Here is a 25302-nt window from a genome sequence, read left to right on the forward strand (position 1 = left end):
GCGTGGCCGCAAACCCCCAGCCCGAGACCACGCGGTCGCTCTGTTCTCCCTACAGGCGCTGCCAGAGAGCCGGCACGTTTGGCGGCTCCCATCCGGGCAGCGAGGTGTGCCCTTGCAGGCACCGGTAGCTCACGCCCTGGTAGGTCACCGTGGCACCGGCCTGGTAGGCGGTGTACGGCGCCCAGCTCGTCTCGCCGCCGCCCCCGCCGACCGTCAGCGAGAAGGTGACCGAGCGATCGACGGTGGCCCCGTCGCCGCTGAGCGTGATCGGATAGGTCCCGGCGGGCACCGACGCGCCCACCGCGATCGAGACGGCCGACGACTGTCCCGACTGGATGGAGGCCGGGCTGAACGACACCGAGACGCCCGCGGGCGCTCCGGACGACGACAGCGCCACGGTCTGCGCGTTGCCCGAGGTCACCTGGGTGGCGACCGTGGCCGAGGCCGACTGCCCGGCCGAGACCGTGGCCGACGACGGGCTGACCGTCATCGAGTAGTCGTTGCCGGGCGGGTTGACGGTTCCCACCGCCAGCGCCCACAACACGTGTGCGGCCGCGTCGGCGTTGCGGTCCAGCGCCGTGGTGTTGACGTTGGACGGGTAGGTGTCGCAGGCCGAGTGGTAGCACCGGTCGAACGACTGGTTGGCCTGGCCGCCCCACTTGGCCGCCTGGGCGGCCGTCTTGCGTTCCGAGGCGCCGGTGAACACACCGCCGACGCGCACGCCCGCGCTCTTGAACGGAGCGTGGTCGCTGCGGCCGTCGCCGACCCGCTCGGGCTCGGTCGGCACGCCGATGGAGGAGTAGTAGGAGTTGAACAGCTGCTGCAGGGCCGCGTCGTCGTCGTAGACGAAGTAGCCCGGGTTGGGCGAGCCGGTCATGTCGAAGTTGAGGTAGGCCTCGACCCCGGACGCCCCGCCGTTCTGCACGTAGTAGCGGGAGCCGACCAGTCCCTGCTCCTCGGCTCCCCACCAGGCGAAGCGCACATGCTTGGTCAGGGAGGGCCGCTGGGCGGAGACGGCCAGGGCGACCTCCAGCAACGACGCGCTGCCGGTGCCGTTGTCGTTGATGCCGGGGCCCGACGCGACGCTGTCGAGGTGGGCGCCCAGCATGACCGTCGGTCCCGAGGGACCTGAGGGCCAGTCGGCGATGAGGTTGCTGCCGCCGGTGAAGGACTGCACCCGGGTGGTGTAGCCCGCGGCGTCGAGCCTGCCCTTGATGTAGTTCAGGGAGGCGGTGAAGCCGGGCCGTCCGGAGGCGCGGTTGCCTCCGTTGGCGCTGGCGATCGACTGCAGCTGGCTCAGGTGGGCGGTGATGCTCCCGACGGGGATGTCAGGAGCCGCCGCCGCGTTCGCTGAGGCAGGTGCGAACAGGCAGGTCAGCGCCAGCGCGGCGGCCAGCGCCGACCCGAGGATTCGCCTGATCACAACCGCTGCCACAGGGCCGGGGTGTTCGGCGGCTCCCAGCCCGGCAGGGAGGTGTGGCCCTGCAGGCACCGGTAGTTCACGCCGTTGTAGGAGACCTGGGCGCCCACCGCGTAGGCGGTCCACGGCTGCCAGGTGGTGCCCTGGCCGCCGGTCACGGTCAGGCTGAAGGTCGCGCTCCGGTCGGCGGAGGTCCCGTCACCGTTGACGCTGATGGAGTAGGTGTTGGGCGCGACCGAGGCGCCGACCGAGATGGACACGGTCGAGGACTGGCCCGACTGGATGGTCTGCGGGCTGAACGACACGGTCACGCCCGCCGGTGCGCCGGAGGCGCTGAGCGAGACGGACTGGGCGCTGCCCGAGGTGACCTGGGTCTGGACCGTCGTGGTGGTGGATCCGCCCGCCGCGACCGAGGCCGAGGTGGGGCTCAGGCCCAGGGTGTAGTCGTTGCCCTGCGACTGGCCGACGGTCAGCGAGTAGCTCGCCTGCCGGTCCACGGTGGCTCCGTCGGCGTTGACGGTGACCGAGTGGGTGCCCTGCGGGCTGGAGGCCGAGGTCGACAGGGTCAGGGTCGAGCTCTGGCCGGCGCTGATGGTGGCCGGGCTGAACGAGGCGGTCACACCGGCGGGCAGCGTGCCGGCCGACAGCGTGATCTGCTGCGCGGAGCCGCTGGTCACGGTGGTCCTGACCGTGGTCGTGACGCTCTGGCCCGGCTGGGCGCTGCCGGCGGCGGGGTCGAGCGACAGCGAGTAGTCGTTGCCCTGCGTGGAGCAGGTCGGGTCACCGGCGCGCGGGCCGAGGTTGATGCCCTTCCAGGCCTCCAGCACCACGTTGAACTCGGTGCAGCTGGGGGCGAAGAGGGTCTTGGCGGCGTTCAGGGTCGCGACGCGGGCCTTGAGGTGGGTCCACGGCGAGGTCTTGTTGTTCAGCGCGGTCATGAAGACCTGGCCGGCCTTCTGGATGCCGATGCCGGTGATCGCCGGGCCGCTGTCGCAGCGGGTGCTGGCGCTGGTGCCCGCGGCGGTCAGCACGAACCAGTGGTTCTGCGGGCCGGCGCCGGCGTGCACCTCGGGGAAGGAGCCGGTGTAGCAGTTGGGGTGGCCGAGCGCCGACGGGTTGGCCATGTTGCGGATCGCGCCGCCGGGGCCGCTGCCGAGCCCGGTCTCCTCGCCGACCAGCCAGTCGGCCGGGTCGTTGGGGTTGTTGGCGAACGACTCGGTCAGCGCGCCGAAGATGTCGCCGGTGGACTCGTTCAGGCCGCCGGACTCGTTGCCGCCGCCGGCGCCGCCGGGCGTGGTCTGGAAGATGGCGTGGCCGTACTCGTGGCCGACGACGTCCATCGGGTTGAGCTGCTTGCGAGCCGCACCGGTCTTGCCGTTGTGGCCGTAGTTGGTGAAGCTGCCGTTCCAGTAGGCGTTGGCCTCGTTGAGCCCCACCCGCGCGGGGAAGGTGCCGCCGCTGCCGTTGACGCCGTTGCGGCCCAGCCACTGGCGCAGCATGTCCCATTCCTTCTGCGCGGCGTAGAGCACGTCGGCGCAGGCGGTGGGCAGGTCGGTGGCGCCGCCGTTGCCGAGCACGCCGCCCTGCAGCGTGTAGGCCTGGCCGGACTGGTTGCCGCACGACAGGCCGGGGCGCGTGCTGTCGCTCGACGTCGAGCCGGCGTCGATGGTCACGGTGCCGTTGTGGTGGCCGTTGCCCGTGGCGTCGCGCACCAGGTCGTAGCTGTCGATGACCTTGCCGGTCTGGGCGTCGACGTAGACGTGCAGCACGCTGGGCTTGGCGCTGGTGACGACGCTCTCCCAGGCCAGCACCGGCTTGCCGGTGGTGACGTGGACCAGCAGCTTCGGCGTGCTGACGCCGGTGGCCCTGCGCAGCTGGGCGCGCGCGGTCACGGCCGCGGTGGCGGCGCTGATCGCGGGCGTGGTGGACAGGTCGATCTCCGCCTGCTGGCCGGTGGTCACGGAGTTGACGACCTGGCCGGACGCGTCGGTGCCGACGACGACCTCGCCGCCGTGGACCGGCAGGCCCTTGTAGGTCCGGTTGTAGGTCAGGAACTGCAGGCCCTTGGCGCCTTCGACGGCGGAGGCGAGGTGGAAGTCCTCCTCGGCGGAGGCCTGCACGCTGGACAGCACGCCCTGGCTGCTGGTGATGGCCAGCTCCCGGGGCGGCGGATCTGACTGGGCCTGCGCGCTCGTCGAGCCCAGTTGGGTGAGGGCTAACGCGAGCACGGCGGCAGCCCCCAATTTGATCTTGGGGTTCACTGGTGGCTCCTTGTGGGGGGTGATTGAGCAGCTCCCAGTGGACACCGCGCGTTCGACGACCGGTAACCCAACAATTTGTCATAACGCGGGGCTATAGCGGCTTGTGCCGCCTCAGCCAGGCCCGATAGTCGGGGCTGCGCAGGGCCTCGGCCCAATAGGTCTTGGTCACCGCCTGCACCAGGTCCTTGGAGTGCGGCTCCATCGGCCCCTGCTCGGTCCAGCCCAGCAGGTGGGTGAACCGCAGCGGCGAGTCCTTGAGCGGCCGGATGACGATGCGCTCGCGGGCGGGCCCGCTGGCCTGGAAGAGCCCGACGCAGCGGCCCTCCGAGATCAGGTCCAGGGCCACGTCCACGGTGACCCCGTAGGCCACGCGCGGGGTGAAGCCGTAGGCGGCGCAGGTGTCCCAGAAGTGCTCGCGCGGGGCGGCGTCCAGCACGCCCGGCTGCGCCCACGCCTCGGGTGCCAGGTCGGTGAGGTCGATCTCGTCGACGCCGGAGAGGGGATGCTGGGGCGAGAGCCCCACGAAGATCGGTTCTGTGGCGATGTGGGCGTAGGCGGTGCCGTGAGGCGCGGTCATCTCGTGGCCCGGATACTCGTCGAGGCTGGCCAGCTCGATGCGGGCCGACTCCAGCAGGCCGGGTATGACCTCGGTCGACTCCTCGGTGCGCAGGCTGACCTGGGCGTCGGGTAACAGCCCGTGCAGGCTGCGCGCCACCATCCCGGCCAGCCTGGTCAGCGCGCAGGCGACCCGGATGTGCGCGGAGTTGCCCGCGAAGCGCCTGGTGCTGCGTTCGAGGTCGTCGAAGGCCGGCAGCAGCGACCTCGACCTCGACAGCAGCCAGGCGCCGAGCGCGGTGGGATGGGCGCCGTCGTGCCCGCGCTCGAACAGGCGCCCGCCGAACATGCGCTCGATGCGGCGCAGCTGTGCGGCCAGGGCCGGTTGCGACATGCCCATCGTCGCCGCGGCCTTGGAGATGCTCCCGGTGTCGGCGATCGCGCACAGCACTCTCAGGTGACGAACCTCGAGCTCCACAACCCTGAGTTTATTAGTAAAGAACCTTTAGAGTAAGACCCAATTAACAAGCGGTGACCAGGGCTTCGAACAGGTGACAGTCTTCCGCGGCCTCCGGATGCCACTGCACCGCCAGAGCGAAGGCCCGGCCTTCGACCTCGACCGCCTCGATCGTGCCGTCGTCGGCGTGGGCGGAGACGGTCAGCCCGTCGCCCAGCCGCTCGATGGCCTGGTGGTGGTAGTGGGGCACCGTGGGATTCGCCGGCAGGATGCCCGCCAGCTTCGTGCCCGGCACGATCTTCACGGGCGCCTGGCCGAAGGTCGCGGGGGCGGGGGAGTGGCCCTCGTGGCCCACCACGTCGGGCAGGTGCTGGTGGAGCGAGCCGCCCAGGGCCACGTTGAGCACCTGCAGGCCGCGGCAGATGCCCAGGTAGGGGATGCCGCGATCGAGGGCGCTCTCCAGGATCGCGAACTCGGCCGCGTCGCGGAACTCGCGGACGTAGCCGACACGCGGATGCGGCGCCGTGCCGTACCTGGACGGATCGATGTCGCCGCCGCCCGCCAGGATCAGCCCGTCGAGCCGCGCGGGCAGCTCGGACGGGTCTCCGGCGGGCGGGATGAGCACCGGCTGGCCGCCCGCGCGCACCACCTGCTCCACGTACATGTACGGCAGCAGCGCGACCTTCATGTCCCACACGGTGAAGCGCGCGGGCTCGACGTAGCAGGTGATGCCGATGACGGGGCGGCTCATGGCTACAAGGGTGTCACGTAGGCGCCGGAGATGCCGCCGTCGACCAGGAACTCCGCCCCGGTGATGAAGGAGGCGTCGTCGGAGGCGAGGAAGGCCACCGCGGCCGCGATCTCCGAGGCCTCGGCGAAGCGGCCGACCGGGATGTGCACCAGGCGGCGCTGGGCCCGCTCGGGGTCCTTGGCGAACAGCTCCTGCAGCAGCGGGGTGTTGACCGGCCCGGGGCACAGCGCGTTGACGCGGATGCCCTCGCGCGCGAACTGCACGCCGAGCTCGCGCGACATCGCCAGCACGCCGCCCTTGGAGGCGGTGTAGGAGATCTGCGAGGTCGCCGACCCCATCACCGCGACGAAGGAGGCGGTGTTGATGATCGAGCCCTTGCCCTGCCGCCGCATGTACGGGATCACGGCCTTGCAGCACAGGTAGACGCTGGTCAGGTTGACCTCCTGGACCCGGCGCCACGCGTCGATGCCGGTCTCCAGGATCGAGTCGTCGTCGGGAGGGGAGATGCCCGCGTTGTTGAAGGCGATGTCGACGCTGCCGTAGGTCTCGAACGCGGTGAGATACATGCGCTCGACGGCGTCGGCGTCGGTCACGTCGGCGTCGACGAAGATCCCGCCGACCTCGGCCGCGACCTTCGTGCCCGCCTCCTCGTCGACGTCGACGCAGACGACCTTCGCGCCCTCCTCGGCGAACCTCCTGGCGGTCGCCAGGCCGATGCCGCTGCCCGCGCCGGTGATGACGGCGACGCGGTCCTGCAAACGGTGCATGCTCACACTCATTCCGTGGAAATGAAGACGTTCTTGGTCTCGGTGAAGGCGTCGAGCGCGTCCGCGCCCAGCTCCCTGCCCAGGCCCGACTGCTTGAAGCCGCCGAACGGGGTCCAGTAACGCACGCTGGAGTGCGAGTTCACGCTCAGCGCGCCCGACTCCACCGCCCGCGCCACCCGCAGGGCCCTGCCCACGTCCCTGGTCCAGATGGAGCCGGACAGGCCGTAGGGGGTGTCGTTGGCGATCTCGACGGCGTGCGCCTCGTCGCGGAAGGGCACCACCGACACGACCGGGCCGAAGATCTCCTCGGTGAAGGCCCGGTCGCCGAGCGAGGACGTCAGCACGGTCGGCGGGAACCAGTAGCCCCTGCCCGTGGGGCAGTCGCCGGTGACGTACGGCTCGCGGTCGACGAAGCCCCTGACGCGCTCGAGGTGCTCGGCGCTGATGAGCGGCCCCATCTCGGTCTCGGGCGAGAGCGGGTCGCCGACCTTGACCTGTCGTACGGCACGCGCGAGCCGTTCGAGGAACTCGTCGTGCACGTCCTGCTGCACCAGGATCCTCGAACGGGCGCAGCAGTCCTGGCCGGAGTTGTCGAAGACGGCGTACGGCGCGGTCCTGGCGGCCTTGTCGAGGTCGGAGTCGTTGAAGACGATGTTGGCCGACTTGCCGCCGAGCTCCAGGGTCAGCCGCTTGACCTGCCGCCCGCAGGAGGCGGCGATCTGCCTGCCCACCTCGGTCGAGCCGGTGAACACGATCTTGGCCACGTCGGGATGCTCCACCAGGCGGGCGCCCGCGACCTCCCCTGCTCCAGGCAGCACCTGGAGCACCCCCTCGGGGAGGCCCGCCGCCAGGGCCAGCTCGGCCAGCCGCAGCGCCGTCAGCGGGGTCCACTCGGCGGGCTTGACGATCACCGTGTTGCCCGCCGCGAGAGCCGGGGCCACGCCCCAGGTCATGATCACCATCGGGAAGTTCCACGGCACGATGACGCCGACGACTCCCAGAGGCTCCTGGAAGGTGACGTCCACGCCGCCGGGCACCGGGATCTGGCGCCCGTGATGGCGTTCGGGCGCACCGGAGTAGAAGGTGAGCACGTCGCGCACGTTGCCCGCCTCCCAGCGGGCGTTGCCGATCGGGTGGCCGGAGTTGCGGACCTCCAGCTGGGCCAGCTCCTCGGCGTGCTCCTCGACCAGCGCGGCGAAACGCCGCAGCAGCCGGGCCCGCTCGCCCGGCGCCGTCTCGCGCCAGGAGCGGAAGGCCGTCCTGGCGACGGAGACCGCGCGGTCGACCTCGGAGGCGTCGGCCATCTCGATGTCGGCGACGACCTCTTCCGTCGCCGGATTGATGATCTTCAAAGTCGTTCGAATCCCCTGAACAGTTCCCAGTCCGTGACCGCCGCGTCGAAGGCGGCCAGTTCCACGCGCGCGTTGTTGGCGTAGTGGGCGACCACCTCGTCGCCGAAGCTCTCGCGCGCCAGCTTGGAGCCCTCGAAGAGGGCCAGCGCGTCGCGCAGCGTGTGCGGCACGCTCTCGGCGCCGCTGGCGTAGGCGTTGCCCGTGAAGGGCTCCTCCAGCGGCAGCTCGTTGTCGATGCCGTGCAGCCCGGCGGCGATCAGGGCGGCGACCGCGAGGTAGGGGTTGACGTCCCCGCCCGGCACCCGGTTCTCGATCCGGAGCGAGTCGCCGTGGCCCACCAGACGCAGCGCGCAGGTGCGGTTGTCCACACCCCACTTGATTGCGGTCGGGGCGAAACTGCCCGGCACGTATCTCTTGTAGGAATTGATGTTCGGGGCGTAGAGCAGGGTGAGTTCCCGCAGGCAGGCGAGTTGCCCGGCGATGAAACGAGCACCGAGTTCGGAAAGTCCGAATGGCCGATCTCCGGCCATAATCGGGTCATTGTCCACAGATCTCAGCGAGATGTGGATATGACAGGAATTGCCCTCGCGCTGATTGGGCTTGGCCATGAAGGTGATCGACCGGCCCTCCTGGGCGGCGATCTCCTTGGAGCCGTTCTTGTAGATCGCGTGGTTGTCACAGGTGCGCAGAGCCGTGTCGTAGCGGAAGGCGATCTCGTGCTGGCCCAGGTTGCACTCGCCCTTGGCCGACTCGACGTACATGCCCGCGCCCTCCATCGCCAGCCGGATGCGCCGCAGCAGGGGCTCGACGCGGGCCGTACCGAGGAGGGAGTAGTCGACGTTGTACTGGTTGGCCGGGGTCAGGTCGCGGTAGGCGCGCCGCCAGGCCTCCTCGTAGGAGGTGTCGAAGACGACGAACTCCAGCTCCGTGCCGACATAGGCGGCAAGTCCCCGCTCGGCCAGCCGGTCGAGCTGCCTGCGCAGGATCTGGCGCGGCGAGGCCACCACGTCGGCGCCGTCGTTCCAGACCAGATCGGCCATGAGCATGGCCGTGCCCTCCTGCCAGGGCACCAGCCGCAGGGTCGACAGGTCGGGCCGCATCATGAAGTCGCCGTAGCCGCGCTCCCACGACGACATCGCGTAGCCGCCGACGGTGTTCATCTCCACGTCGACGGCGAGCAGGTAGTTGCAGCCCTCGGAGCCATGTTTCAGCACCTCGTCGAGAAAGAAGCGCGCCGACAGGCGCTTGCCCTGCAGCCGCCCCTGCATGTCGACGAGCGCCAGCAGGACCGTGTCCACACGCCCGGCTGACACCTCGTGTCGTAGTTCGTCGAGAGATATCACCTGCGGAGAGCTCCCGTTCCCGATTAATGGGCTAGTGTTAGACCATTGAGGTGCATCCCGGGAGCCGTTGTCAAGTGGAAGATGCCGCGCGTCTGATGACGATGCTGCGCCCCGTGCGGGCCGGCAACGCCTTCGAGGAGACCGTCGAACGGCTCCTGCAGGCGATCAAGCTCGGCGTCGTCCCGCCGGGGGAGAAGCTGCCGCCGGAGCGCGAGCTCGCCGTCCAGCTCGGCATCAGCCGCGTCACCCTGCGCGAGGCCATCAGGGCGCTGCAGGACGCGGGCTTCCTCGAGGTACGGCGGGGCAGGTACGGCGGCGCCTTCGTCACCTACCAGGCGCCCGCCCCCGGCACCGGAGACCTGAAGCGCGTCATCGCCGACATGGGCACCGACGACCTGGCCGACGCCCTGACCTTCCGCATGGCCGTCGAATGCGGCGCCGCCCAGGTCCTGGCGGTCATGGAGCTGACCCAGGAACAACGCGACACCCTCAGCCGCCGCCTGGAGGAGCTCAACCGCGCCTGCCCCGAGGACTACCGCCGCCTCGACACCGCCTTCCACCTGTCGATCGCCGAGCTCACCGGCTCGCCGCTGCTGGCAGCCGCCTGCGCCGACGCGCGCATGCGGGTCGGCGACCTGCTCAACGCCATCCCGATGCTGCAGGTCAACATCGATCACGCCGCCGCCCAGCACGCCGCCATCGTCACCGCGATCCTCGGCGGCGACCCGGAAGCGGCCAGACGGGCCGTGGCCGAACATCTTGACGGGACCGCCGCCCTGCTAAGAGGCTTTCTGTCCTGATGACGGCGATCCGCTTCCAGGTGCTCGGTCCGTTGCGCGCCTGGCGGGGCGACGCGGAGATCGAGCTGGGCACGGCACGACAGCGCAGGGTGCTGGCCGTCCTCCTGCTGGGCACCGGGCGCACGGTCACCGTCTCCGAGCTCATCGACACCGTGTGGGGCGAGAGCGCCCCCGCCTCGGTGATCAACGTCATCCAGACCTACGTCGGCCGCCTGCGCAGGGCCACCGGCGACGCGAGCTGGTTACGCACCACCTCCACCGGCTACCAGGTCGACCCCGACCGCTGCGACCTGGACCTGCTCGACTTCCGCGACCTCGCGGAGCGCGGGCGGCCGGTGGAGGCGCTGGCCCGGTGGACCGGGCCGCTGCTGGCCGACCTGGGCCCCGAGGTGCGCGGCAGCGCCCAGGCCCTCGGAGTGGCGAGAGAACGGCTCCGCGTGCTCGACGAGGCTGCCGAGCACGCCCTGCGCCACGGCGGTGCCGCGCAGGTCCTGCCGCACCTGCGCGCGACCGCCGCCGAGGAGCAGCTCAACGAGGGCGTGCACGCCCACCTCATGCTCGCCCTGGCCGCCACCGGCGCCCAGGCCGAGGCCCTGGCCGTCTACTCCGACATCACCGGCCGCCTCGACGAGCAGCTCGGCATCGACCCCTCGCCCCGGCTGCGCGAAGCCCACGTCAGAGTGCTCAGGCAGGCCGCCCAGCCGCCGCCCGAACAGCCCAAGGACTTCTGGCGCGGACGCCGCCCTCCGCCCGTCGACCTCGTGGGGCGCGAGCACGACCTCGACTCCCTGGCCAGGCTGCTGGCCGACCACCGCATCGTCACCCTCGTCGGACCCGGCGGCGCCGGCAAGAGCGCGCTCGCCTTCGCCCTGGCACGCCGCTCGCGCCGCGTCGCCGTCCTCGAACTCGGGCCGCTGCCCGCCACCGCCGACCTGGAGATCCTCACCGGCATCCTGGAGGTCGACGACCTCGACGACGACGAACTCCTGGTGCTCCTCGACAACGTCGAGCACCTGACGCGTACGGCGGGGCAGCTGGTGGAGCGGCTGCTCGGCGCCTACCCGGGCCTGACCGTGCTGGCCACCTCGCGCCAGCCCCTGGGAGTCTCGGGCGAGGTGCTGTGGGACGTGGCGCCGCTGGCCGTACGCCCGGCCGTCGAGCTGTTCGTGCGCCGCGCCCGCCAGCACAGCCCGACGCTCGCCCCCGACCTCGTCCTGGCGGCCGAGCTGTGCACCCGCCTCGACGGCATCCCGCTGGCCGTCGAGCTGGCCGCGGCGCGCCTGCGCACCATGTCCGTGCGCGACCTGCTCGACCGCCTGCACGACCAGCTCGGCCTGCTCGGCGGCGACCGCCTGACCCTGCCGCACCAGCGGTCCATCGTCTCGTCCGTCGAGTGGAGCATCGCCCTGCTGGACGAGCCGGAGCGGCTGCTCCTGACCCGGCTCAGCGTCTTCGCCGGCTCGTTCGACCTGCTGGCCGCCGAGGCCGTGGGAAGCGGCGCGCGCGTCGCCGAGCTGCTCGGCCACCTCATCGACCGCTCACTGGTGCAGGCGCAGCGGGGCGAGGAGTACTCCTATCGCATCCTCATCCCGATCCGCGACTCCTGCCGCGCCCTGGCCGACCCCGGCGAGCTGAGCTCCGCGCGCGACGCCCATCTGCTGCACCTCCGCTCGCTGGCGGAGGCTTCCAGCGGTCCCGAACTGGCCGACCGGCTGCACACCCGCTTCGCCGACCTGATGGCCGCACTCGACTGGGGGCTGCGGCCCGGCGGGCCGGCCCTGCGCGAGGGCGTGGAACTGCTCACCCTGGCCAGGCCGCTGTGGGACCGCGACATCGGCCAGATCGACGCCGTGCGCCGCTGGACCGGCCAGGCGCTCGACCGGCAGGCGGAACTCGAACCCGAGCTGCGCGGACGGCTGCTGCAATGGGCCGGGCGCCTCGCCTACATGGCCGACCGGCTGCCCGAGGCACGAGAAAGGCTCACCCGGGCACTGGACTTCCTCGCCGACCCGGCAGCCCGCGCCGACGTACTCCTGGGCCTGGCCGCCGTCAGCGACGTGCTGCTCGACGACGACGCCGCCGACCTCGCCCGCGCCGCCGTCGCGGCCGCCCGCCGTACCGGCGACGACGCCAGGATCGTCGACGCCTGCGCGGGAGCGGCCGTGATCCTGGCCTGGCGCGGCCACATCGACGAGGCCGACCGGTCGGTGCGCTCGGCCTACGAGGCCGCCGAGGACAGCGGCCTGCCCTCCGACCGCTGCCGCTGGGTCCACGCCCTGGTGGCCCTGCGCGCCGGACGCCTCGCCGAGGCCGGCCAGGCCGCCGACCTGGTGCTCGACCGCGGCGGCGCCCCCAACACGGTCATCCAGGCGCAGATCTGCAAGGCCTGGACCCGCGTCCTGACCGGCCTGGTCGACGAGGCGCTGGAGATCCTCGACGAGGCCGCCGAGCTCAGCGCCAGGACGGGATGGACCACGCTCGTCCCCGAGATCCTCGAGACGCGCGCGCACGCCCACCGCCGCGCCGGCCGCCGCGAGGAGGCCAGGGCGGCACTGGTCGAGTGCCTGCGCGCCGGGTTGCCGCTCAACGACCTCGGCACCCTGTTCCGCGCGGTCCACCTGGCCGCCCTGATGGCCACGGAGGACCACGATCGCTCCGCCGAGACCCTGCAGGCGATGGCCGCCGCCTGCAGGGCCCGCATCCGTTACGAACCCTGGCCCCTGCGGGCCGAGGACGTCAGCGGCTGGGAGGCACGGCCGGCGGTTGCCGTGCCCCCCGATGCCGCCCCCCGTGCCGACCTGGTGGGGAAGGCCGCCAGGTCGGTGCTTCATCATTTCTCCTAGGGCCATGCCCGGGGTGTCGGACACCCTGGTTCGTCTCCAACGTCCCGGTCGCAGGGAGGCTCCCAGTCGATCTGGTCACCGGTCTCGAGCCAGTCCTCGGCGCCGTACTCCTCCCAGGTGAATCTGACCAGGTAGTGCATGTCGAGCAGGTCGCGGTCGTGGGCGTCCAGCATCAGCGAACGCACCGCACCGTATCCGGACTTGTCGGGACTGAGACCCCCGTCCGTCCCGACCGTGGCCTCCTGGTACGGGAAGCCCTGTTCGTTGCTGCGGGCGAGGGACACCTGGATGTCCGGGACCTGGCCGCCCTCGGGCCAGTCGCGCACTTCCAGAGTGGTCCACTCCGACCCGCACTCCGCGCTCTGGTGGACCAGCAGCCTCGCCCTCGCCCCGTTCCTGAGCGCCTTGCTCTTGGCCGCGAAGATCGCGGCGCTGTTCAGACAGTTCGAGGTCGTCGCCTTGAGCCCGTCGCACGAGGCGACCGCCTGCCCTCCTCCTACGTCCTTGCACTGCACCGCGTCCCCCGCCGCTGCTGGCTGCGCCCCTGTGACGGCGCCTGCCAGCACCGCCGCCGCCAGCAGGGCCATGACCTTCCCCATGTACCGTGTCTCCCTTGTTCGGGGCCCCCGCGAAAAGCCTCGCCCGAGCCGCTGGATTTTTGCTGAACCCGCCCCATCGGGCATCCTGGAGGCCAGCGCGACTGGCGGCCGGAGGATGGAATCGACCATCGGGGAGCTCGTCGTGGGAGCCGACCGCCTGGGCGACCACGTGACGAGGGAGTCGTATGTCCAACGCGAGGATGCTGCCGGGTGGCCCGGTGGCCGAGGCGATTCTGGCCGATGTCCGCAAGCGTGTCGAGGCCATGAAGGCCCAGGGAGTGACGCCGTCGCTGGCCACCATCCTGGTGGGCGACGACGACGCGAGCGCCGGCTACATCCGCATCAAGCAGAAGCAGGCCGCCGAGCTCGGCTTCGAGTCGCCGCACGCCCACCTGCCCGCCGACGCCAAGCAGGAGGACCTGCTGGCCGTCATCCAGGGCTACAACGACGACCGTGCCGTCCACGGCGTGCTCGTGCAGTATCCGGTGCCGGGCCACCTCGACTACGACGCGGCGCTGCAGTCGCTCGATCCCGACAAGGACGTCGACGGCCTGCACCCGCTGAACATGGGACGCCTGGCGCTGGGCATGCCGGGCCCGCTGCCGTGCACCCCGGCCGGCATCGAGGAGATCCTGGCCTTCTACGAGATCCCCGTCTCCGGCAAGAACGTGGTCATCCTGGGCCGTGGCGCGACGCTGGGCAGGCCGCTGGCGATGTTGCTGGCGCAGAAGCGGCCCACCGCCAACGCCGCCGTCACGGTGGTGCACACCGGCGTGCCCGACTGGGCCGACTACACCCGCCGCGCCGACATCCTCATCGCCGCCGCGGGCGTGCCGGGCATCGTCCGGCCCGAGCACGTACGGCCCGGCGCGGTGGTCATCGGCGGCGGCGTGCGCTACGAGGGACGCCGCCTGCTGCCCGACGTCGACGAGTCGGTCGAGGAGGTCGCCGGCGCGATCACTCCGCGGGTCGGCGGCGTGGGTCCCACGACTGTGGCCATGCTGTTCCGGAATGCTATTGCCGCTGCCGAAAGGGCGTAATTTCCCGCAAGTCGTGCTTTCGTAGAGAGATGAGCCCGACACGGTTAGGCCAGGTGCGCTGGTGGGCGGCGCGGCTGCTCACCACCTCCGGGTTGCTGCTCATGGTGGGGGGAGCCGGGCTGGGCGTGGCCGGCCTCCAGCTGAGCCCGGAGATCGTGGGCATCGCCCCGCTCCCGGGCGTGGAGACCTTCGAGGTGGCCAGGCCGCTGCCGCTCGACGGGCCCGCGGGCGAGGGGATCGTGCTGCACGCCGAGTGCCTGAGCGGCTGCCCGGTCCTGCTGATCACGCGGCAGGGCGGCGAGTTCCACCTGGGGCCCGGCGTCTCGCTCGAAAGCACCACACTGTCGCCCGACGGCCGCCTGCTGGCGACCTCGCGTCCCGGCGGCGGTGTCCTGGTGCGCGAGCTGACCAGCGACAGGGACACGCTCGTGGTGCCGCCCAGGTCCGCGCCCGGCGGCTCGCGGCTGGTGCCGTGGGGGTGGACGGGCGACCTGCTGGTGATGCGGCACGTGCGGGCCGGACGCGACGGGTGGGCCACGGCCGGGCTCGACGGGAGCAGGACACACGACCTGAAGCCGACCGCGGCCGAGGTGGCGGGGATGCGCGCGACGGCGCTGACGCTCGACCTGGTCGCGTTGCGCGAGTCGGGCGACCGGCGGCACCTGCGGCTCTACGGGCCGGACGGGACTGTCCGGGCCGACCTGTACGTGGAGCGGCTGCGGTCGGTGATCTCGCCTGCGGGCCACACGGTCCGCTGACCGCCGAGCGCGAGGTCGTCAGGCGGGTGTCGTTTAGCGCACGCCGTCGGGCCAGAGGTTGTCAGGCGGGTGTCGTCCAGCGCACGCCGTCGGGCCAGGTGAGTGTCAGGCGCTCCGCGGCGTCGACGGCGGGCAGGGGCTCGTCGTGCTCGCCCAGGATCGCGGCCGACACCGCCCAGCCGTCCGCCGCCACCCCGCCGAGCACCGGCACCGCGGCGGGGGCGCCGAACGCCGTGCCCTCGGGCGCCCGCGCCACCGACGCCCGCGCGAAGCCGTACAGCCCGACCAGCCTCGACCTCGGGTGTCCCGGCGACCTCAGGGTGACGCTTGTGACGCTCAGCCCGTCGGCCTCGCCGTCGCCGGGGACGGCCCAGCCGGTCTGGGTGACGGCCGCGCCGGCGACCACGCGGTGGACGCGGATCTCGGTGGCGCCGCGCACCACGCTGAAGCTGGTCACCCCCTCCGAGGCCGAGCCCGCCCAGGCCAGCTCGCCCTCCTGGCCTGCGCCCAGCGGGACGATCTTCCCGCGCGCCACACCGGCGGCCGTGAAGTCGTTGTCCGCCACCCCGGTCGCCACCCCACTCGTCGGCCCGGTGCGGGTGGAGTAGGCGTACCGGTCGTAGAGCGGATCGCCGAGGTGGTGCTGGCTGCCGTGGTTGATCAGCCTGGCCACGTCGCCGGTGTTGTGCACGATCATCCCGGGCGCCGCCAGGGCTATCACCCCGGTCGGCCCGTGCTCCTCGCGCTCCGTCCACACGGGGTGCTCCGGCGGCAGCAGCAGCCCGACGAAGGCCTTCGACGCCCAGTACGGCGAGGCGTAGCCGGAGTACGGCTGCAGCGAGGGCTCGTGCGGCCCGTGGTAGCCGAGCGTGAGCAGCCCTTCGGGCGACAGGGCGCCCGCGTCGAGGAAGTACCGCAGCACCGACGAGGCGATGCCCCTGGTCTGGCCGGGCCGCAGGGGAGTGGCGCCGGCGAGTGCCCCGGCGAACAGCGACGACACCGATCCGAAGCGGTAGGTGAGCGAGCGCCCGTGGTAGAGCATGCCGCCGCCGTGGTCGAAGGTGAGGGCGTAGCCGCGCAGGAACTCGCGCAGCCGCGTGCCGTACACGCCCTGGTCGCGGCCCGACAGCAGGTGGTGGAGCACCGGGTACAGGTGCATGGCCCAGCCGTTGTAGTGGTCGAAGGAGCGGTTGGCGCCGTCGGAGTACCAGCCCTCGCCGACGTACCAGTCCTCGATGCGCTGCAGTCCGCGCGGGTCGGCCGGGCGTCCGACGGCCGACAGGAAGCCGCCGACCATGACGGGGAAGAGCCACCAGTTGTTGTCGGCAGGCTCGTGGTCGAGGGCCCCCGACAACCAGGCGGCGACCGCGTCCTGGGTCGTGGCGGGCAGGGTGTCCCACAGCCGTTCGCGGGTCAGCCACAGGCACAGGGCGATCGAGGCCGCCTCGACCATGGACTGGGCGCGGTCGGTGATCGGCTGCCAGACGCGCGGCCCGGCCTCCAGCCCGATCCGGTACGGCTCCAGCAGGTCGGCGGGCCCCCCGCCCGCCACCCGGAAGGCGGCGAGCAGGAAGGTGCGCGCGTACCCCTCCAGCCCGTCGCAGCGTGACCAGCTCTCGCGCCCCGGCAGGACGATCTCGGCCCGGTCGGCGCTGCGGTACGGCTCGACGGCGGCGAGCAGGCCGTCGGCGACGGCCTCCCAGTGCGTCCGGGTCCATCCGGTGATCGGACTGAGCGATCGATCTTCCGGCGGGAGAACGAACATGCGGGGGCCTCCAGAGAACGCGGGTGGCCGAAAACGTATCAGAGCGATCGAACGAAAGAAACGTTCACAAACGAAAGCGACACTCGGTAGGATCGGTCTGTCGAGTCCTAAGGAGCCCCCCAGTGTTCGTCGAGCAACGCCATGAACTCATCCTCCGCGAGGTGCGCGAGCGCGGCTCCGTGCGCCTGGCCGAGCTGGCGGAGAGCCTGGGCGTGTCCATGGTCACGCTGCGCAGGGACGTCGAGCACCTGGCCGGGCGCGGCCTGGTGCATCGGGTGCACGGCGGCATCACGCTGCCGGAGCCGGCCCAGGAGAGCACGCCGCGCGAGACGATGACGATCGGCATGCTGGTCCCCGCGGCGACCTACTACTACCCGAACGTGATCAGGGGCGCCCGCGAGCGCGCCGCCGAGCTGGGCGCGCGCCTGGTGCTCGGGGTCTCGCGCTACGACGAGGCCGAGGAACGCATGCAGGTCAAGCAGCTGATCAACGGTGGGGTCGACGGCCTGCTGCTGACCCTCACCAGGCAGCCCGACGCGAGCCACGCCGAGTGGCTGTCCGGCATCGGCGTGCCCGCCGTCCTGGTGGAGCGCAAGGCGGAGCTGGGAGGCGCTGCCTCGCTGCTCGACGCGGTGGCCTCCGACCATCCCCACGGCGCCTTCCTGGGCGTGCGGCACCTGGCCGAGCTGGGGCATCGCCGCGTGGCCATGGTGACGCGGGTCAGCCCGACCGCGCCGCGCATCCGCGAGGGCTTCCTGGCGGCCGTGCGCGCCTTCGGCCTGGACGATCCGGGCGAGCTGGCCATCGACCAGGACGGTCCCACCGACGCGCAGGCCGGCGCGGTGGTCGAGGCGATCAGGGGCGGCGTCACGGGGCTGCTGGTGCACAACGACGAGGACGCGTTGCTGCTGGTGCAGCACCTGAGGGTGGCCGGGGTGAGGCTGCCGGACGAGGTGTCGATCGTCGCCTACGACGACGAGGTCGCGGCGCTCAGCGATCCGCCGCTCACCGCGGTCGCCCCGCCCAAGGCCGCCGTCGGCCGTCATGCCGTCGACCTGCTGGTTCGCCGGATCCAGGAGGGCTCGAGCATGCCCGGTCAGCACCTAGCCTTGCTGCCGGAGCTTCGGGTTCGCGATTCTTCGATCGCTCACGAGTGAAATACTTTCGTTACTGATCGATCACTAGACATTCGATCGAAAATGAGCGAATGATGTTCCATCGCGATTGATTCCCCCCAAGGAGCAACGATGGGACGCACACTCGCCGTCGCCGCGGCGCTGGCCGGCATGTCTCTTCTCGCCGCTTGCGGAGGCGAGAGCGCCGCTCCCGCCGCCGCGCCGGCCGGACAGCCCGCCACGGTCACCTTCTGGGGCTGGGCCAAGGGCACCCAGCAGGTCGTCGACGCCTTCAACAAGTCGCACAAGGACATCCAGATCAAGTTCGAGGAGATCCCCTCGGGCAACGCGGGCGGCTACGCGAAGTTCGCCAACGCGGTCAAGGCCGGCAACGCGCCGGACGTGATGTCGATCGAGTACCCGCAGCTGCCCGACTTCGTCAACCAGGGCGCGCTGCAGGACATCACCGCCGAGATCGGCGACGTGAAGTCCAAGTACCCCGCCAACGTCTTCAGCCTGGTCGAACTGGGCGGCAAGGCCTGGTCGCTGCCGATGGACGCCGCCCCGCAGGTCTTCTTCTACCGCAAGGACCTGTTCGAGGCCAACAAGATCGACGTGCCCAAGACCTGGGACGACTTCCGCGCCGCCGCCGAGAAGGTCAAGAAGGCCGACGACAAGGCCCGCATCGCCACCTTCTTCCCCGACGACCCCAGCGTGCTCACCGCCCTGTCCTGGCAGGCCGGCGCCAAGTGGTTCGGCACCGAGGGCGACGCCTGGAAGGTCTCCATCAACGACGAGGCCACCAAGAAGGTCGCCGACTACTGGCAGGGCCTGGTCAAGGACGACCTCGTCAAGGTGCAGGCCTCCTTCTCCCAGGAGTGGAACGCCGCCTTCGAGGACAACTCGCTGTGGGGTTACGTCGGCGCCAACTGGGGCGCGGGCGTGATGAAGGGCAACCACGCCGGACAGGCCGGCAAGTGGGCCATCGCACCGGCCCCGAACTGGGGCACCCCCGCCAGCGGCATGCTCGGCGGCACCACCTTCGGCGTCAGCGCCAACAGCAAGAACACCAAGGCCTCCGTCGAGGTCATCAAGTGGCTGACCGGCTCGGAGGAGGCCTGGACCTCCCGCCTGTCGTCGGGCACCTCCAGCGGCTTCCCCGCCATCCCCGACCTGGTGCCGGTCGCGCAGAAGTCCTTCGACGCCTCCTTCTACGGCGGGCAGGACATCTACGCGCTGTTCACCGAGGCCTACGGCAGCATCCAGCCCGGCTGGACCTGGGGCCCGAGCATGGTCCAGGTGCTGACCGCCTTCAAGGACTCGCTCGGCAAGGTCTCCACCGGCGGCACCACCATCCCCGAGGTCCTGGAGAGCGTCCAGCAGGCCACCGTGGCCGAGATCAAGGGACGCGGCCTCAACGTCGCCGCCTGACCTCTCGAACCCGCCAGTGCCAGCCCCTAAGGACATTCATGGCCACCACCGTTGAGGCGCCGCCGCCCCCCACCCGGGCCAAGCCGCGGCCCTCGCCCCGCCGTACCGAGAACTGGCGCAGGCGGGGAGCGATCACGCTGTTCACCGCGCCGTTCTTCGTGCTGTTCGCCGGGGTCATCGTCGCTCCGCTGGGCTACGCGCTCTACCTGAGCCTGTTCAGCGAGAAGTCCTCCGGCCTGGGCTTCGGCGGCAAGGAGACGGTCTTCGTCGGGCTGTCGAACTACCTCGACACCCTGGCCGACCGGGCCTTCACCGACGGCTTTTTGGTGGTGGCCGGATACTGCCTGATCTACATCCCGCTGATGATCGGCGGGGCGCTGGCACTGGCGCTGCTGCTGGACTCGGGGCTGGCCAGGCTGAGCAAGTTCTTCCAACTGGCCCTGTTCATGCCGCACGTGGTGCCCGGGGTGATCGCCGGACTGATCTGGCTCTACCTCTACACCCCGGGCATCAGCCCGATCATCGACCTGCTGGGCGACGTCGACTTCCTGGGAGCGAGCAACGTGCTCGGCTCGGTGGTCAACATCGCCCTGTGGGAGTGGATCGGCTACAACATGATCATCTACTTCGCGGCGCTGCAGGCCATCCCGCGCGAGGTGATCGAGGCGGCCACCATCGACGGCGCCGGAGCCCTCAGGACCGCGATCTCGGTGAAGCTGCCGCTCATCAGGGCCGCCGTCATCACGACCGTGCTGTTCACGATCATCGGCTCGCTGCAGCTGTTCACCGAGCCCATGGTGCTCGACAACCCCAGCGACGGCGTGGTCAGCACCTGGACGCCGAACATGTACGCCTACACCGAGGCCTTCGCCAAGAACGACTACGGCCAGGCCGCCGCGTCGAGCCTGATCCTCGCCGGACTGGCCGCCGCGCTGTCGTTCTTCGTCACGAGGTGGGGGAACAGGACGCGATGAACCGCCTGATGTCCAGGGGCGCGGTCAACGCCCTGCTGATCCTCGCGGCCGCCTACACACTGCTGCCGCTGAGCTGGCTGCTGTTCTCCTCGACCAAGTCGCTGCCCGACCTCTACGCCACGAGCGGCTTCGCCTTCGGCGACCTCAACCTGGGCGCCAACCTCGCCAAGGTCGCGGGCGAGGGCGACGGGATCTTCTTCCGCTGGTACCTCAACAGCGTGCTGTACGCCGGAGTCGGCGGCGCGATCAGCGCCCTGGTCAGCGTGATGTGCGGCTACGCCTTCGACAAGTACGCCTGGCTGGGCAAGGAGAAGCTGTTCGGGCTGGTCCTGCTCGGCGTGCTCGTGCCCACCACCGCCACCGCGCTGCCGTTGTACCTGCTCGCCTCCAAGGCCGGGCTGGTCAACACCTTCTGGGCGGTCTTCATCCCGGTGCTGGTCCACCCGTTCGGCGTCTACCTGGCCAGGGTGCTGTCGTCCGGCTACGTGCCGGGCGAGGTGCTGGAGGCCGCCCGCTCCGACGGCGCGGGCGAGGTGCGCACCTTCTTCTCGATCGCGCTGCCCATGCTCAAGCCGGCATTCGTGACCATCTTCCTGTTCCAGTTCACCGCCATCTGGAACAACTTCTTCCTGCCGCTGGTCATGCTGTCGGACCAGAAGCTCTTCCCGCTCAGCCTCGGCCTGTTCTCCTGGAACTCCCAGGCCTACGCCTTCCCGGAGTACCAGACCCTGACGATCACCGGGGCGCTGCTGTCGATCGTGCCGCTGCTGGTGGTCTTCGGCTTCCTGCAGCGTTTCTGGAAGGCCGGCATGACCGCGGGGAGCGTCAAGTGACCATCGCACGACCCAGGACGCTCGTCGCCATGAGCGCCGACGTCGCCGACCGCCTCCTCCAGGCCCCCGTCCGCAGCCGCCTGTCCACGGTCGCCGACGTCGATCCCGGTCTGGTGGTCACCGACTTCTCCCAGGTGGACCTGACCAAGGTCGAGGTGCTGTTCACCTCGTGGGGCTGCCCCGAGGTGACCGCCGAAGTGCTGGACCGCGCGCCCGCGCTCAGAGCCGTCGTGCACGCGGCCGGCTCGGTCAAGCACCACCTGACCGACGCGGTCTGGCAGCGCGGCATCGCCGTCTCCTCGGCCGCCGCCGCCAACGCCGAACCGGTCGCCGAGTTCACCCTCGCCTCCATCCTGTTCGCCAACAAGCGCGTGATCGACATCGCCCGCGCCTACCGCGAAGAACGGCGGACCGGCGACTGGGACCGGCTCTACCCCGGCTTCGGCAACTACCGCAAGACCGTCGGCGTCGTCGGCGCCTCCCGCATCGGCCGCCGCGTGATCGAACTGCTGCGCCCCTTCGACCTGGACGTGCTGGTCAGCGACCCGTACCTGCGCGACGACCTCGGAGTGCCCACGGTCGGCCTCGACGAGCTGGTCGAGCGCTCCGACGTGGTCTCGCTGCACGCGCCCGACCTGCCCGAGACCCGGCACCTCATCGACGTCCGACGGCTGGCCCGCATGCGCGACGGCGCCACGCTGATCAACACCGCCCGCGCCGCCCTGGTCGACCAGGACGCGCTCACCCGCGAGCTGCTCTCCGGGCGGCTGTACGCCGTGCTCGACCACACCGAGCCGGAGTTCCTGCCCGCGGGCTCGCCCCTCTACGACCTGCCCAACGTGCTGGTCACCCCGCACATCGCCGGCTCGCTCGGAGGCGAGCTGGCCAGGATGGCCGACCTGGCCGTGGACGAGCTGGCCCGCCACGCGCGCGGGCTGGCCTTCGAGTACGCGGTGGAGCCCGCCAGCCTGTCCCGCTCCGCCTGACCCCCATCGGCCCCTCGCCCTAGCAGAGGTACGGCAGGCATACCCTTGAGTGACGATGGGGGAGTGGTTTCAGCAGGGCATCATCGCGACGGGACGGCTGCCGCTGTTCTGCTTCTTCGCCGCGCTCATCAGCGCCTTCCTCTTCACCCGCGTCAACGTGCGCCTCATCCGTGCCAAGATCGGCTGGTTCCGCAACGTCAACGTCGGTGACATGCACATCCACCACGTCGTCTTCGGCGTGGTGCTCATGCTCGTCGGCGGCGTCACCGGGCTGATGGTCTCGGGCTCCCAAACCTGGTACGCCGTGGCCGCCACCGTCTTCGGCATCGGCGCCGCCCTCGTGCTCGACGAGTTCGCCCTGATCCTCCACCTGCACGACGTGTACTGGGAGGAGGAAGGGCGCACCTCGGTCGACGCGGTGTTCGTCGCCATCGCCATCACCGGCCTGCTCCTGGTGGGCCTGCGGCCCCTCGTCATCGACTACGGCGGCTTCTTCGCCAGCGCCTGGTTCATGGTCGGCAACCTCTTACTGGCCATCATCACCCTGCTCAAGGGCAAGATCTGGACCGGCCTCGTGGGCCTGTTCGTCCCCCCGCTGCTCCTCGTTGGCGCCGTCCGCCTGGCCCGGCCCGGCTCGCCGTGGGCGCACTGGTTCTTCGCCGGGAGACGCCCGCGCAAGCTCGCCACCGCCATCCACCGCGAGGAGCGGTGGCGGCGGCCGGTGATCAGGGCCAAGATCGCCGTCCAGGAGTTCGTCTCGGGCCGCCACGACCTGCCGTCGACGCGCAAACGACGCGGGCCATCGGGATGACCACGACGCCCCCTCCCGACCACCGTCAGACGGCCGCCGCACCCTCGCGGCCGGCCGAGCCCTCGCCGCCAGCCGGGCCAGCGCCTGACGTCGAGCAGCGTGTGCTGGCCGCCCTCGCTCCGCTGGGTGACGCCCACGACCTGCTCCTCGCAGGCCCCCACGCCCTCCACGCCCACGGCCTCCGCCCCCACGCCCTCATCCTCGGCCTCGCCGATCCTCCTCATGCCTCCCTGACCCTCGTCACGCGCTCGCCCCGCCGCCTCCCGGCCACCGTCGACGCCATCGCCCGAGCCCTGCGAGCAACCGGCCTCGACTGCGCGCCGCACCGCGATGGCCTGCTGATCGCCCAGGCATACGAGCTGACCGTGGCCGGCGAGAACCTCCGGCACCCGGCCGTGCCCCACGACCCGCTGCCGGTCATTTCCCTCGACGACGCCGTCGGCCTCGCCGTACGAGCCCTCCATGACCGCGGCCTGGCCGGTGACGTGCTCGACGTGGCGTCGGCCGCCCACCTGTACAGCTTCCTGGAGCTGGAGAGCCTGGGCCGCACCCACCTCGACTCCTTCTCGGTGCACGAGCTGCTCATGCGCCTGGAGTTCGTGGAGGAGATGGACGACGAGCGCCTGGACGGCGAGATCCGCGCCCTGGTGCTGTCGTGGATCGAGGAGATCAAGCTGCGCAGAGCCGAGGAGGGCGACATCGACGTCGACGACCCCGACCTGCCCGCCCTCGACTAGGTGTTGCCGGTCTGTCCGCCGGCGCGCAGCTGGAGACGTGTCGCCGTGCGGACGAGGTCGGCGACGGCTCTGGACCTGCTGTGTGGCGGCCAGGCGACGACGGTCGTGACGGCCGGCGCGTCCGGCACCGGCACGACGGCGTAGTCGTCGCGTAGCTGCTCACGAAGCGACTCGGGCACGACGGCGCACGCCAGTCCGAGCGCGATCAGCTGGAACAGCTGGGTGTGGTCACGAACCTGCGGGCCGGCGCCGTCCGGATGGCCGCCGTCCCGTCCAGGCCAGCGCGGCAGCGGCAGTCCCGCCTCGGTCCTGACCTCCTCGAACGACAGGCGCGCCCGGTTGGCGAGCGGATGGCCCTTGGGCAGGACCACGACCTGCTGCTCGCTGTGGAGATCCTCGGTGTCGAATCCGGCCGTCGTGTCATAGGGCCGGTGGAGCAGAGCGACGTCGGCACGCCCGGTGCGCAGCAGGAACTCCGGCTCGCCCGGCCCGCACAGCATCACCTCGACGGCCACGGCGCCCGGTTCGGCGGCGTAGGCGGCCAGGAGCTTCGACAACAGTTCCCTGGAAGCTCCGGCCTTGGCGGCCAGGACCACACCCGGCTGGTCTCCCGCGGCGCGGCGGGTGCGGCGCTCGGCGGCTTCGACCGCGTCGAGCGCGGTCCGTGCCTCCCTCAGCAGCACCGACCCGGCCTCGGTCAAGGCGACGGCGCGAGGGGTGCGGTGCAGCAGAACGACTCCGAGCCGCCGCTCCAGCTGCTGGATCGCCCGCGACAGTGGTGGCTGCGCCATCGCGAGCCGTTGTGCCGCCCGCCCGAAGTGCAACTCCTCGGCGACGGCGACGAAGTATCGCAACTCCCGCGTCTCCACCGGGCCATCGTAGCCAGCCTCGACCAGGACCGATACCTGTGCGGTATCGCCGAGCACCTGACCGGTCTTGGACGCCTCACCCGGCCCCGCAACATGATCGACGGCATGAGCGAACGGACGATCGCGCTGGTGACCGGCGCGAACAAGGGAATCGGATTCGAGATCGCCGCAGGCCTGGGCGCGCTCGGCTGGCGCATCGGGGTGGGCGCGCGCGATCGGCGGCGCCGCGACACCGCGGTGGAGAAGCTGCGCGCCGCCGGGACCGATGCGTTCGGCGTGCCGCTCGACGTGAGCGATGACGCGAGCGTGGCCGCCGCGGCCGAGCTGATCGCCGACCAGGCCGGAGGGCTCGACGTCCTGGTCAACAATGCCGCGATCACCGGCGGCACGCCGCAGACACCCAGCACGCTCGATCCCGCGACCGTGCGAGCTGTCGTGGAGACCAATGTGATCGGCGTCATCCGGGTGACCAACGCGATGCTGCCGCTGCTGCGCGGCTCGGCATCACCGCGAATCGTCAACATGTCGAGCAGCGTCGGCTCGCTCGCCCTGCAGACCGCCCCCGGCGTCGACATGGGCCCGGTTCCCGCCGCCTACCTGGCCTCGAAGACCTTCCTCAACGCCCTCACCATCCAATACGTCAAGGAACTGAGCGGCACCGGCATCCTGATCAACTCCGGTTGCCCCGGCTTCACCGCCACCGACCTCAACGGCTTCCAAGGCGTCCGCACACCGGAACAGGGCGCGGCCATCGCGATCCGCCTCGCGACCCTGCCCGACGACGGACCGACCGGCGCATTCCTCGACGACGCCGGACCGGTGCCCTGGTAACCGG

Annotated in this window: 22 protein-coding genes and 1 riboswitch; of the genes, 12 read left to right on the top strand and 10 right to left on the bottom strand. The window is 71.1% G+C overall.

What is annotated here, in order from left to right:
* Positions 1 to 49: 49 nt before the first annotated feature.
* The 7 genes from HNR30_RS22520 to HNR30_RS22550 all read right to left on the bottom strand — a co-directional run bounded on the left by HNR30_RS22520 (position 50) and on the right by HNR30_RS22550 (position 8861).
* Complete coding sequence (locus HNR30_RS22520) at positions 50 to 1423, bottom strand: M28 family peptidase (protein WP_312894561.1); 1374 nt, start codon at positions 1421 to 1423, stop codon at positions 50 to 52.
* Positions 1420 to 3681, bottom strand: coding sequence for a M4 family metallopeptidase (locus tag HNR30_RS22525; RefSeq protein ID WP_181611919.1), 2262 nt, complete (start codon positions 3679 to 3681; stop codon positions 1420 to 1422). Before HNR30_RS22525 ends, HNR30_RS22520 begins: the two co-directional genes overlap by 4 nt.
* A 91-nt stretch (positions 3682 to 3772) precedes the next feature.
* Positions 3773 to 4714, bottom strand: coding sequence for a LysR family transcriptional regulator (locus HNR30_RS22530; RefSeq protein ID WP_181611920.1), 942 nt, complete (start codon positions 4712 to 4714; stop codon positions 3773 to 3775).
* Positions 4715 to 4757: 43 nt separating this feature from the next.
* Entirely contained in the window at positions 4758 to 5444 is a 687-nt protein-coding gene (locus HNR30_RS22535) for a gamma-glutamyl-gamma-aminobutyrate hydrolase family protein (RefSeq protein WP_181611921.1), read from the bottom strand.
* Between the two features lie 2 nt (positions 5445 to 5446).
* On the bottom strand, positions 5447 to 6211 hold the full coding sequence (locus HNR30_RS22540; RefSeq protein WP_220133813.1) for a 3-oxoacyl-ACP reductase: 765 nt from the start codon (positions 6209 to 6211) through the stop codon (positions 5447 to 5449).
* 8 nt (positions 6212 to 6219) lie between these two features.
* Positions 6220 to 7515, bottom strand: coding sequence for an aldehyde dehydrogenase family protein (locus tag HNR30_RS22545; RefSeq protein ID WP_246379064.1), 1296 nt, complete (start codon positions 7513 to 7515; stop codon positions 6220 to 6222).
* Between the two features lie 44 nt (positions 7516 to 7559).
* Positions 7560 to 8861: a glutamine synthetase family protein gene (locus HNR30_RS22550; protein WP_312894562.1), complete on the bottom strand. Its 1302-nt coding sequence runs from the start codon at positions 8859 to 8861 to the stop codon at positions 7560 to 7562.
* A gap of 140 nt (positions 8862 to 9001) precedes the next feature.
* On the opposite strand from HNR30_RS22550, the gene HNR30_RS22555 reads away from it, so the two are divergent.
* Both HNR30_RS22555 and HNR30_RS22560 read left to right on the top strand, forming a co-directional pair.
* Positions 9002 to 9706 carry a FadR/GntR family transcriptional regulator gene (locus tag HNR30_RS22555; protein WP_181611925.1) on the top strand — a complete coding sequence of 235 codons (705 nt, stop codon included), beginning with the start codon at positions 9002 to 9004 and terminating at the stop codon, positions 9704 to 9706.
* The gene (locus HNR30_RS22560) at positions 9706 to 12549 is read left to right on the top strand and encodes an AfsR/SARP family transcriptional regulator (protein WP_181611926.1); all 2844 of its coding nucleotides are present in this window, start codon (positions 9706 to 9708) and stop codon (positions 12547 to 12549) included. The genes HNR30_RS22555 and HNR30_RS22560 overlap by 1 nt, the downstream gene beginning before the upstream one ends.
* On the opposite strand, the gene HNR30_RS22565 is transcribed toward HNR30_RS22560, so the two are convergent.
* On the bottom strand, positions 12546 to 13148 hold the full coding sequence (locus HNR30_RS22565; RefSeq protein ID WP_181611927.1) for a hypothetical protein: 603 nt from the start codon (positions 13146 to 13148) through the stop codon (positions 12546 to 12548). The two genes, HNR30_RS22560 and HNR30_RS22565, sit on opposite strands and share 4 nt — an antisense overlap.
* Positions 13149 to 13235: 87 nt before the next feature.
* Positions 13236 to 13318: riboswitch (ZMP/ZTP riboswitch) on the top strand.
* 15 nt (positions 13319 to 13333) lie between these two features.
* On the opposite strand from HNR30_RS22565, the gene HNR30_RS22570 reads away from it, so the two are divergent.
* Positions 13334 to 14188, top strand: a complete 855-nt coding sequence (locus HNR30_RS22570; RefSeq protein WP_181611928.1) for a bifunctional 5,10-methylenetetrahydrofolate dehydrogenase/5,10-methenyltetrahydrofolate cyclohydrolase — start codon at positions 13334 to 13336, stop codon at positions 14186 to 14188.
* Positions 14189 to 14217: 29 nt separating this feature from the next.
* A complete protein-coding gene (locus HNR30_RS22575) occupies positions 14218 to 14946 on the top strand; it encodes a hypothetical protein (RefSeq protein ID WP_181611929.1) in 729 nt (242 codons plus the stop codon).
* A gap of 61 nt (positions 14947 to 15007) precedes the next feature.
* Here HNR30_RS22575 and HNR30_RS22580 read toward each other — a convergent pair whose 3' ends face one another.
* The gene (locus HNR30_RS22580; protein ID WP_181611930.1) at positions 15008 to 16711 is read right to left on the bottom strand and encodes a DUF2264 domain-containing protein; all 1704 of its coding nucleotides are present in this window, start codon (positions 16709 to 16711) and stop codon (positions 15008 to 15010) included.
* A gap of 122 nt (positions 16712 to 16833) precedes the next feature.
* Here HNR30_RS22580 and HNR30_RS22585 point away from each other — a divergent pair, with 122 nt between their 5' ends.
* The 7 genes from HNR30_RS22585 (at position 16834) to HNR30_RS22615 (ending at position 23598) form a co-directional block, all read left to right on the top strand.
* Positions 16834 to 17868, top strand: coding sequence for a substrate-binding domain-containing protein (locus tag HNR30_RS22585; protein WP_181611931.1), 1035 nt, complete (start codon positions 16834 to 16836; stop codon positions 17866 to 17868).
* Between the two features lie 90 nt (positions 17869 to 17958).
* Positions 17959 to 19257: an ABC transporter substrate-binding protein gene (locus HNR30_RS22590; RefSeq protein ID WP_181611932.1), complete on the top strand. Its 1299-nt coding sequence runs from the start codon at positions 17959 to 17961 to the stop codon at positions 19255 to 19257.
* A 38-nt stretch (positions 19258 to 19295) separates the two neighbouring features.
* Positions 19296 to 20231, top strand: a complete 936-nt coding sequence (locus HNR30_RS22595; protein ID WP_181611933.1) for a carbohydrate ABC transporter permease — start codon at positions 19296 to 19298, stop codon at positions 20229 to 20231.
* Entirely contained in the window at positions 20228 to 21064 is an 837-nt protein-coding gene (locus HNR30_RS22600) for a carbohydrate ABC transporter permease (RefSeq protein WP_220133814.1), read from the top strand. The genes HNR30_RS22595 and HNR30_RS22600 overlap by 4 nt, the downstream gene beginning before the upstream one ends.
* Positions 21061 to 22050, top strand: a complete 990-nt coding sequence (locus HNR30_RS22605) for a hydroxyacid dehydrogenase (RefSeq protein ID WP_312894564.1) — start codon at positions 21061 to 21063, stop codon at positions 22048 to 22050. Before HNR30_RS22600 ends, HNR30_RS22605 begins: the two co-directional genes overlap by 4 nt.
* 55 nt (positions 22051 to 22105) lie before the next feature.
* Positions 22106 to 22861 (top strand): hypothetical protein, encoded by a 756-nt coding sequence (locus HNR30_RS22610; RefSeq protein ID WP_181611934.1) that lies wholly within the window; start codon positions 22106 to 22108, stop codon positions 22859 to 22861.
* A complete protein-coding gene (locus HNR30_RS22615) occupies positions 22858 to 23598 on the top strand; it encodes a hypothetical protein (RefSeq protein ID WP_181611935.1) in 741 nt (246 codons plus the stop codon). Before HNR30_RS22610 ends, HNR30_RS22615 begins: the two co-directional genes overlap by 4 nt.
* Here HNR30_RS22615 and HNR30_RS22620 read toward each other — a convergent pair.
* Positions 23595 to 24467, bottom strand: coding sequence for a LysR family transcriptional regulator (locus HNR30_RS22620; protein ID WP_181611936.1), 873 nt, complete (start codon positions 24465 to 24467; stop codon positions 23595 to 23597). The two genes, HNR30_RS22615 and HNR30_RS22620, sit on opposite strands and share 4 nt — an antisense overlap.
* A 93-nt stretch (positions 24468 to 24560) precedes the next feature.
* Between HNR30_RS22620 and HNR30_RS22625 the strand changes: the two genes are divergently transcribed.
* Entirely contained in the window at positions 24561 to 25298 is a 738-nt protein-coding gene (locus tag HNR30_RS22625) for an SDR family NAD(P)-dependent oxidoreductase (RefSeq protein WP_246378905.1), read from the top strand.
* Positions 25299 to 25302: the final 4 nt, after the last annotated feature.

This window comes from Nonomuraea soli, from assembly GCF_013761175.1.
GTDB lineage: Bacteria > Actinomycetota > Actinomycetes > Streptosporangiales > Streptosporangiaceae > Nonomuraea > Nonomuraea soli.